General features: G+C 59.7%; 6 protein-coding genes. All 6 read left to right on the forward strand.

The annotated features are described in order from the left end of the window. Nucleotides 1-414, forward strand: a 414-nt coding sequence (locus ABYO54_RS08650) for a hypothetical protein (RefSeq protein WP_372807851.1), incomplete at its 5' end; no start/stop codon positions are given. A gap of 183 nt (nucleotides 415-597) precedes the next feature. Beyond that, the gene (locus ABYO54_RS08655; RefSeq protein ID WP_372807852.1) at nucleotides 598-4,356 is read left to right on the forward strand and encodes a carbohydrate-binding protein; all 3,759 of its coding nucleotides are present in this window, start codon (nucleotides 598-600) and stop codon (nucleotides 4,354-4,356) included. A 378-nt stretch (nucleotides 4,357-4,734) separates the two neighbouring features. After that, nucleotides 4,735-6,144 (forward strand): sulfatase-like hydrolase/transferase, encoded by a 1,410-nt coding sequence (locus ABYO54_RS08660; RefSeq protein ID WP_372807853.1) that lies wholly within the window; start codon nucleotides 4,735-4,737, stop codon nucleotides 6,142-6,144. Nucleotides 6,145-6,317: 173 nt separating this feature from the next. After that, nucleotides 6,318-7,727, forward strand: a complete 1,410-nt coding sequence (locus ABYO54_RS08665; RefSeq protein WP_372807854.1) for a hypothetical protein — start codon at nucleotides 6,318-6,320, stop codon at nucleotides 7,725-7,727. A gap of 43 nt (nucleotides 7,728-7,770) precedes the next feature. Beyond that, entirely contained in the window at nucleotides 7,771-8,598 is an 828-nt protein-coding gene (locus ABYO54_RS08670; RefSeq protein WP_372807855.1) for a sialate O-acetylesterase, read from the forward strand. Further along, nucleotides 8,595-9,998, forward strand: coding sequence for a sulfatase (locus ABYO54_RS08675; protein WP_372807856.1), 1,404 nt, complete (start codon nucleotides 8,595-8,597; stop codon nucleotides 9,996-9,998). The genes ABYO54_RS08670 and ABYO54_RS08675 overlap by 4 nt, the downstream gene beginning before the upstream one ends. Nucleotides 9,999-10,362 lie beyond the last annotated feature (364 nt).

The raw sequence follows: 10,362 nt of genomic DNA on the forward strand, positions 1-10,362 counted from the left end.
AAATATGTTTTAACCCGTGCCGTATTCGATGCGAGCGCTTCCGGTTCGCCCGGCTTCAATTTTGCCGGAACGGCCCTGGCGGACCAGCGCGCCGCTACGGGCGCCGGGGACTGGTTCGCTTTCACGCTCCAACCAAACGGAAATACGGTGGAGTATGAAAGGCTCTCTTTTTACTCCGATCAGTATGGAACGAGTGCCCGGCTGGATATCGGCTATACCATCGGAACGACCGAAACGTTTGTCCTGCGGAACTATCTCCTGCCCGCAAACGATGCTCCCGTAGAGCGCAAGGAGATCGACTTTACCGACTTTTCCTCCGCGCAGGATGTAACCTGGACGTTCTACCTCTATGGCGCCGCCGCCGATAACCACGGCAGTCGATTCGACGACATCGCGTTATTCGGAAGCCACTGACGGGGAGGCCCGATCGCTCGGAAGGACTGCCTTTGGTTCTTTTTTCGATTAACAGGGTAACCTGCCGGGGGCTGGCAAATGGGGCCGGTCTGGCCATAACTCTCTCTTTTAGATCGGTGGGCGCCCGGGCGCGCGGACGGGGTCGTGGATTTAGTGAAGCAGTGGAAAATCGAGGGAAAATCAATGAGAAGAAAGACGCTGGCAACCATCGCCCTGGCTGGGATGCTCCCGGCATGGACGCATGCGGACACGCGGGTCGTTAGTCCCTCGGACATTACGTTTGCATCGGTAAGCACCACGCTCACCGATCCGGGGACGGTCAGCCGCGGCAACTCCGATCAAGTCGAAGTCCGATCCAGGACTCTCTCGCAGGTTCAAGGCGGGGATACCCGCACCGTGGTCACCTTTGCCCATTTCGATATCGGTTCGATCCCGGCGGGGTCCGTCATTGACCGTGCGACGCTCACCGCCACCTATGATTCGCAACTCAATGACCTGAATACGTCCGATCCTGCCAGCGTCGGCGCGGTGGCGACGGCGTGGGATACTTCCGGCGGCAACAATCCGCTCTTTATCTATGGCTGGGACTACACCGTCACCAATACGGCCGCTCTGAATCCCCAGGTTTTGGTTGCGGATATTAAAAACACGGCCGCAACGGGACAAACCGTGACGGGGGATTTCACCTCGACCGTGCAGGGCTGGTTCGAAGGGTCGCTCGACAACCATGGCTTGGTGTTTTTCATCGATGGCGTCGGCGCCCAAGGAGCTGGTTTCAACAATGTCGAGCTGACGATCGAGTACTCGGAGTTTTCTCCGCCGCGCTGGTTGACGGTCGAGGCCGAGGACTACGCCGCGCAGTCCGGCACCCGGCTGGAAGCCTGCAGCGATACGGGCGGTGGAACGAATGTCGCGTATATTTCCAACGGCGATTGGTGCCGGTATGGCGGGATCGTAATGCCCACGGGGGATGCGCTGATGAAATTCCGGGTCGCCCGCCCGGCCACCACGTCCAACGCGTATATCCAAGTTCGGCTGGATGCCGCGGACGGGCCGCTGCTCGGGCAGGTCGACGTGCCGGTTACGGATGGATGGCAAAGCTGGGAAACCCTCTATCTCCCGGTTTCTTTCGCGAACGCCGGCAACGATGTGGTGCTCGTTTTTAACGAGACCACCAACGCCGTGGGCGCCTCCCTGTTCAACCTGAACTGGTGGGCACGGGCTCCCATCGTCGAGGCCGAAGACCAGGATGCCGGATCCGGGTATCGGTTTGAAAACACGTCCGATGTCGGCGGCGGCCAGAACCTGAGTTACATTTCCGCCGGGGAATGGATGGAATACACCATCGATGTGGAAACCGCCGGGTTGCACCGAATTGACTTCCGCGTGGCCTCCGACGGCGGCGGCGACGGGATTGCGCTTGTCGGCGGCGGGGAAACCAACGGCGTGATGGCGGTGGCCGATACCGGCGGTTGGCAGGTGTGGGAGACGCAAAGCACCTATGTCAATTTCTCGGAAACCGGGGTGCAGACGCTGCGGTTGGAGTTTCTCGGCGGCGGGTTCAACCTGAACTGGTTCTCGTACGAGTCGGTGTCGGCCGATCCTATCGCGATCACCGTGGGCAATACGCTTAAGCAACAGATGCGCTACGGCATCGACTACGAGCGCCTCTGGTTTTGGTCTGGCGCCGCGGCCCTCAAGGACACCTTCGCGGAATGGTCCGTCGATGATTGCGATGTCGACTATGTCCGCGTGGCGATCAGCGCCAAATACGAATTGAACGAGGGCATCTTCCGGGAAGACGCCTACTTCGATGCCGACGACACTGAAGACGGCCAGCATAATAACGACCGGATTATTCCCATGATGCAGGACATGCAGGCCGCGAATCCGGACATCAAGTTCTTCGCCAGCCCACGACCGCTTAACGAGGCCTATGAAACCATCGGGGTTGCAAAATCCAGTATCACATGGCAGCCCTATCCCATCTGGATTACCGGGGCGGCCAGTTATTCCTCAAGCTCCTTCAGTTTCGACGAAGTCAAATGTTCGGAGTACCTGCTCCGTTACCTGATCCTGATGAAGCATTACGGCCTCAAAATTTCCTATATGGATTTGAGCAATGAGTGGAATTTCGTCAATGCCCAGGACGTCCGGGATATCCGTGCGCTCTTCGACGACTATTTGGACGGCACCAAGCCTGTGGTCCACCCCGATTATCCGGACGTCACGCTGACCGCCGAGGATATTCCCCGGCTGATCGCCCCCTCGGCCTGGAGCTACACGCAGGGCAGCTCATGGATGAGCAGCGTTTTGTTCAACAGCTACAGGGAGGCCCTGGACATCGCTTCCTGCCACAACACCGACAAAGGCGGGACGGCGCAGGATTTCGCCGACAAGGTCAACGCCATGTATGAGGGCTATTCGCAAGCTGTTCCCGAAATCTGGAACACCGAGGTGCACGGATGGAAGAGCACCTCGGACGCCGACGAAGTCCTCACGTTCGCCTACATGCTGGAATGCATCAACGCGGGCTTCTCCGGCCTTAATGGCTGGCTGGCGGTCGGCTACAGCGATCAGGGGCACTGCTACATCGTCAACAAACAGCGCAGCGTGAAATACTACATCTTCAAGAAACTGACGACCACCTCCAACCGAGGCTACGCCTTGGAGGTCAACGAGCCCGACGAGTTCAAGGTGTATTGGGATTCCGACCCCGACCAGTCGGATGCGGACTCCGCCGTGTCGGCGCTGATTCGCGGAAACCTGATGACGGTCTGGGTGCTCAACCACTCCGATACGGATTACCCCATCACCATCCGCCCGACCGGCAGAACGATCAGCGATGAGCCGATCACGTTCACGCGCTGGAGCCAAGTCGACGGCGTCGATGCGGAAGGCGAGACCGGACGTGCCGTGAAATTGAGCGACACGTCGGTTTTGGCCACCGTACAGGACAATTCGGCCTACTGCTTCGAAATCCTGCTCGAACCCGAAACCGTGCCTTACGTCCGTTTCGAAGCGGAATCCTACGACGCAAGCAACCCCGGCAGCCCCGGCACGGAAGCCTGCTCCGACACCGGCGGCGGACTCAACCTGACCGCCATCAACGACGGCAACTGGACGAGCTATGCGGGGATCGATCTGGATCACGCGGATTCCATCCGCTTGCGCGTGGCCGCCCCAGCCGGCCAGGCCGATGGCAAGATCGAGATTCGCACAGGCAGTGCGACCGGCCCCTTAATCGGCAAAGTCGCGGTGCCGGTTACCGGGGGGTGGCAAAATTGGTGCACCATCGAAGCGCCGCTCGATCCCACAAACGGCACGCATACGCTCTGCCTGAAATACGTGGAGGCCGATTCCAACGAGACGGCTTCCGGTGAAATGTTCAATCTGAACTGGTTCGAGCTCGCTCAAACGCAAACCCCTTCATCCATCGCGGAGACGCCGGTTAGCGGAACTCAGGTCACGCTGACTTGGAATGCGGTCCCCGGTGCGATCGGCTACACCGTCAAGCGCTCCATGACCCCGGGCGGCTCCTACGCCATCGTGGATGACACGATCACCGAAACAACCTACACCGATGCCGGGCTCACGGCCGGCGTCACATACTACTATGTCATCGTGGCCAGATACGGCAACGGCGAGGAGAGCGCCGAGTCGGGCGAAGTCGTCGCCGTGCCGTCGAACCCGATTGTGGTCGAAGAGCTGAACTTCGTGCGCCCGCAGCTGAATGCGGCCGGAGACAACGTGGACATCGAACTGCTGAATTCCGAACCGGGCCACATTTATCAAGGGCAAGAGCGGAAAGATCTCGCCGCCGGAGATTGGACGGATGTCGGCACTCCCCGAACGGGCAATGGCGGAGTCATCGTATTCGACTTCCCGGCCAGCCCGGCAGATGCCGCATGCTTCTATCGCATTACCATCGAGAGGCAGTAGTACGCTGGAAACCTTGAACTTTCGGATGATTTTCAACCACCCGCTTCGCTAGAGGTCACCGCGGAGATATGTATATATGAGCCTCTGTGTCTCAGTGCCCTCTGTGGTGAAAATACGAAGTTCTAGGTAATACGCTGCAGTCGGTCCGTTCTTCTTGGCGTCTTCGCGGCCCATGGTCTCCGGCAGTTCCGGCGGACGTTTCGCACGGCAAGCAACTTCCGTGGTCGGTGCGTTGCATCGACCGCATCCTGTCGTTATCTTTCAGCAACCATGGCCTTGCCGGACCCAACCCGCACGGAGCTGCTGCAACGCGCTCTCGCATCGGCTGCGGGGCCGGACCGTATCGAGTTGAAATGAATTAACACAGGACGAACAATAATGAACCGACTCAAGCATGTTTTACTGGCCGTCGCAGTGGCGCTGCCGCTCTTTTCCTCGGCGGCGCAAACGCCCAACATCGTCATGATCATGGCGGACGACCTGGGGTGGGGCGATGTTGGCTTCAACGGCCACCCGGAGCTCAAGACCCCGAACCTCGACCTCATGGCCCAAAGCGGCGTGCGGTTCGACCGCTTCTATGCCGCGGCGCCGCTCTGCTCGCCGACGCGCGGAAGCTGCCTGACCGGCCGCTATCCGTTCCGCTTCGGCGTCCTCGCGGCCCATACCGGCGGCATGCGCGTCGGCGAAACCACCGTGGCCGAAATGCTCAAGAAACGCGGCTACGCCACGGGCTTCTTCGGCAAGTGGCATCTGGGCTGGGTGCGCGAGGCCGACCGCGATTCCCGCGGCTTTTATTCCCCGCCGTCGCACCATGGCTACGACGAATGGTTCGCCACCACCAGCGCCGTGCCGACCTGGGACCCGGGCATCACCCCCGCCGGCTGGAAAGGCTTCGGCTCCGGCAAGGTCGACCTGGGCGGCCAGCCGTGGAAGGGCGGAATGCCCTATGTCCATAACGGCAACGAGGTGGCGGACAACCTGCGCGGCGACGATAGCCGGGTGATCATGGACCGCGTGATTCCGTTCATCGAAAAGAACCGCAACCAGCCCTTCCTGGCCACGGTCTGGTTCCACACGCCGCACGAGCCGGTGGTGGCCGGCGAGGAATACAAAAAACGGTATCCCAAGGCCGGTTCCCTGCGGCAGAACTATTACGGCTGCATCACCGCCATGGACGAGCAGATCGGCCGCCTGCGCACCGAGCTGCGGAAATTGGGCATCGAGAAAAACACCGTTTTGTTGTTCTGCAGCGACAACGGCCCCGCCGACGGCCTGGCCAAGAAGGGCATCGCCTCCGCCGGCCCGTTCAAGGGGCACAAGCACACCCTCTATGAAGGCGGCCTGCTGGTGCCGGCCTGCGCCGAATGGCCCGGCGTGATCAAGCCCGGAACCGCCACCGACGTTCGTTGCTCCACGGTCGACTTTGTCCCGACCATCGCCAAGCTCGCCGGCTATAAAATCGCCGGCAAGCTGCCGATCGACGGCATCGATCTCATGCCGGTCATCGATGGAACGCAGACGGCGCGCGGACGGGATCTGTTTTTCGGATACATGCGCTTGTCCGACGGAATCGATGGCAAGGCGCTGATCAGCGGCGACTACAAATTGTTGACCGAAGCCACCAAGGGCGGCGGCCAGACGCTGCTGTTCGATTTGAAAAAAGATCCGGGCGAAACCACGGACCTGTCCCAAAAGATGCCTGAGCGGTTCATCGCTTTATCAAGGAAGCTGGCTGAAATCGAAAACAGTTGCCGGCTCAGCCGCGATGGAGCGGACTACAAATACTAATGAAAAGAGCAACGCCATTTCAGATCGGATTCGCTTCAGTCGGATGGTCCGACCGCAAAGACGCAAAGACACGAAGGTTTTCGTTTTTAGCGCCTTTGCGTCTTCGCGGGCGTGGTTCGGCGGCAGGAATTCTGTTGTTCGTTGTCTCGTCTGGAATGGCCCGGGACTATCGGGTGGATTCGCAACGGAAGTTCGAGGCCGTCAGCCAGATTGAAATGCAGCCCGGGGATACGATCCTGCTCAAGCGGGGCATGCTGTTTACGGGAATGTTGTCGCCGCAGGGCAATGGTGCGGAGGGGGCGCCGGTTCGGATTGGCGCCTTTGGGCGGGGTGCCCGTCCGTGCATCCAGGCCCGCGGCAAAGCGATGGCCGGCGTGCTGCTGAAAAACCCCTCCTTCTGGGAAGTGCATGGATTGGAAGTCACCAATACCGATGGCTCCGACGACGACCAAGGCAACCTGTTCGGGATCTATGTGCTGGTGGAGCGCACGGAAGGAACCTACCGCCACGTCTACATCAACGACTGCCATGTTCACGATGTGAACGGCATGGTGGCCGGGAAAAGGCGCGGCGGCATCCACGTGCATATGACCAAAGTGAAGAATTCCAAATTCGATGACCTGCGGATTACCAACAACCGGGTTGAAAACATCGGCGGCGTCGGGATCGGCAACGATTCCTCCTGTGGCGAGGTGAACCTCCGCCAAGACGGCGTTGAAGCGAAGAACCTCTGGACGCGCGTCTATGTGGCGGGGAACCGGGTGGACACCACCGGGCGCAACAACATCATTGCCCGCGTCAGCAAAGACGCCGTCTACGAGCACAACATCCTCGCCAACAGCAGTCGCCGCGATACCGGGCACAGCATTTTCTGCTTCAACACCGACGGGATAAAAATCCAGTACAACGAAGCCTACGGCAATGTCGGCGACACGAAAAACCAGGATGGCGGCGGCGAATCGGACCGCGGCGGATTCGATGCCGACTACAACTGCATCAATACCTTCATCCAATACAACTACAGCCACGACAATCTCTGGTTCTGCGGCATCATGAAAAAACCCACCCGCAATGTGGTGATTCGATACAATGTCACCCAGAACGACCGGTTGGGGATCTATTTTTACGGGTTCGAAAAGGAAACGCGGGCGGAAAATGTCCACATCTACAACAACACCCATTTCGTTCAGCGGGGATTGGATGTCGAGGTTTTTGCCGAAGGCCGCACTCCGCTCAACTCCACGTTTGAAAACAACATCTTCTATTTCGAGGGCCAGGGTAGCTGGGGCAGGAAGGCCGCCGGCATCAACACCCGCTTCCGCAACAATCTCTACTTCAACATCGAGCCGCACCCGTCCGACACAAATCCTATCGTGGCCGACCCGGGCTTCCTTAAACCGGGCCGTGCCGGAACGGATATCGATTTAACGACGATGGCCGCGCTCGGCGGATACCGGCCCCGGCCCGGCTCGCCTTGCGTCGATGCCGGGGTTGCCATCGCGGGCAACGGCGGCCGGGATTTGTTGAATGTGGAGTTGGATGGCGCGGGGGCGGACATCGGGGCCTTCGAGTTTCCGAAATAAACGTTAAGCATGGGGAAGTAGCCGCATGAAAAAGGATGTGTTTATGTGTCGTCGGGAAAATGGTTCGAAGCGCTCCGGCATGCGGTGGGCCGGCCTCAAGCCGGCGGTCGTTTTCGCCGCGTTTCTCTGCGTCTTGCCCGCGGTTGGCGCGGAGCAAAAGCTGGATCTCTATCTGTTGATCGGCCAATCCAACATGGCGGGCCGGGGCACGGTCGAGGACCGGGATCTCAAGCCGCATCCGCGGGTGCTCGCCTTGAACCAGAACAACGAGTGGGTGCCGGCGGTCGACCCGATCCATTTCGATAAAAAGCAGGCCGGGGTCGGGCCGGGCAGATCCTTCGGGATCGCGATGGCGGGGCATGATCCCGATGCCGTCATTGGCCTGATCCCGTGCGCGGTGGGCGGAACCTCCATCCGCAAGTGGTCTCCCGGCGCGGCGGATACGAAAACCAAAACGCACCCCTACGACGATATGCTTGCGCGCTTGCGCATCGCCATGAAAAGCGGAACGGTGAAGGGCGTCCTCTGGCACCAGGGCGAGGCCGACGGAAAGATGGGCGAAGCCGGCACCTATGCCGCCGCGCTGACGGAACTCATCGAACGGGTGCGGGCGGAATGCGGCGATCGGGACCTCCCGTTCGTCGTCGGTCAGCTTGGGCAGTTCGACGGCAAGCCGTGGAACGAAGGGCGCAAGGCGGTCGATGCCGCCCAGCGGCGGGTGGCCGAATCCGTGCCGCACTGCGCGTTCGCCTCGGCGCAGGGATTGGTGGATCGGGGCGACCTGACCCACTTCGATGCCAAGTCCGCCCGGTTGCTCGGCGAACGGTTCGCCCAACGAATGATTGTGTTGCAGGAAAGGAGAAAACGATGAATATGGGCCGCAGGAATTTTCTTAAAACAGGATCGGTGGCGTTGCTGGCTACGGGCGCGCTGGACCGGGCGCTGGCCAAGACGGCCGCAAAACCCAATATCCTGATCATTACCACCGACCAGCAATTTGCCGACGTCATGGGCTGTGCGGGCTCGAAGTGGGTCAAGACGCCGTCGATGGATTCGATTGCGCAAAGAGGCGTCCGTTTCCCGAACGCCTATGTCAACTATCCGGTCTGCATGCCGGAGCGCTACACGATGTATACGGGGCGTCTGCCGTGCCAACGGCGTCTGGCGGATGAGAATGACAAACCAACCATCTCGCTGGGCAACCAGGCCAAGGCCGCCGGGTACGACACGGCCTATTTCGGCAAGTGGCACATCCAGGACCAAACCTTTACCACGGAGGATTCGAAGCATCACGGGTTCGATGTCAATACGGGCGGCAAGGACAAGACCATGACCAAGAATGCCGTGCAGTATCTTTCCGCCGACCGGCGCAACCCGTTCTTGGCCGTCGTTTCCTACTACAACCCGCACGACATCTGCGAGTGGGGCCGCAAGAAAGCCGGCCGCACCGAAGGAATCGATATGAAAAACGGCGAGGTGGCGGTGGATCCCGACCTCGCGCAATGCCCGCCCCTGCCGGACAACCATGAAATCAATCCCGACGAATCCGAGGCGGTCGCCATTCGCCGCAGCCTGACGGACAAGGGCGTGCCCAATGCCCAGCTGATGGCAATGGATTTCAGCAAGGACGACTGGCGGCAATACCGCTGGGCATACAACCGCTTGGTCGAATTGGTCGACGCGCATATCGGCGAGCTGCTCGAAGCGCTCGATAGCAACCGACTCGCCGACAATACGGTGGTCATTTTCACCAGCGACCACGGCGACGGCTACGGCGCGCACCGCTGGCACCAGAAGTCGGTGCTCTACGAAGAATCCTGCCGCGTCCCGTTCATCGTTTGCTATCCCGGCAAGGGGCGCCGAAACGAAACCGACCAACGGCTGGTTTCCGTCGGCATCGATCTGATGGCGACCGTTTCCGATATCGTGGGTCGGCCGATGCCTTCCGGCCCCTACTATGGGAAAAGCGCGCTGCCGTTCGTGCTGGATAAAAACAGCAAGGCCCCGACGCACGACTATGTCGTGACCGAGGCGGAGGTCCGGATCTCCAAACAGCAGACGATCGACGGACGCTCGGTGCGCACGCCGCAGTATAAATACCACCGCTGGAGCCAAGGCGACCACCGCGAGCAGCTTTTCGATATGATCAACGATCCCGGCGAAACCCGCAACCTGGCGGCAAACCCCGAATATGCCGAGCGGCTCGAAATGCACCGCAAGCTGTTTGCCGACTGGCTGGAAAAAACGGACGATACCTACTCCGAAAGCTAGCGATTCGGCAGATAAATTTCCGGATTATTGCCACGAGAGAACGCAAGGACACCAAAGGTTCATCCCATAGGCCTTCGGGGGCTTTTTGTGATCTTTGCGCTCTTTTGTGGCGAACGACTTCCCGCATGGAATTCGCAATATTTAACCGGCGGAGCAATCGTACACTGGAAACCTTACATTTTCGGATGCTTTCAACCCCCCGCTTTGCTAGAGGTCGCAGAGACACAGAGGGGATATGTATAAGCCTCTGTGTCTCAGTGCTCTGTGGTGGAAATACGAAGTTCTAGGAGATGCCTGCACTGGAAAAGTAAATGAACCACAGATTAACGCGGATAAACACAGATTCATGAACAGGTTCGTCCTC

It is taken from the genome of Pontiella sp. (assembly GCF_041622395.1).
Lineage (GTDB): Bacteria > Verrucomicrobiota > Kiritimatiellia > Kiritimatiellales > Pontiellaceae > Pontiella.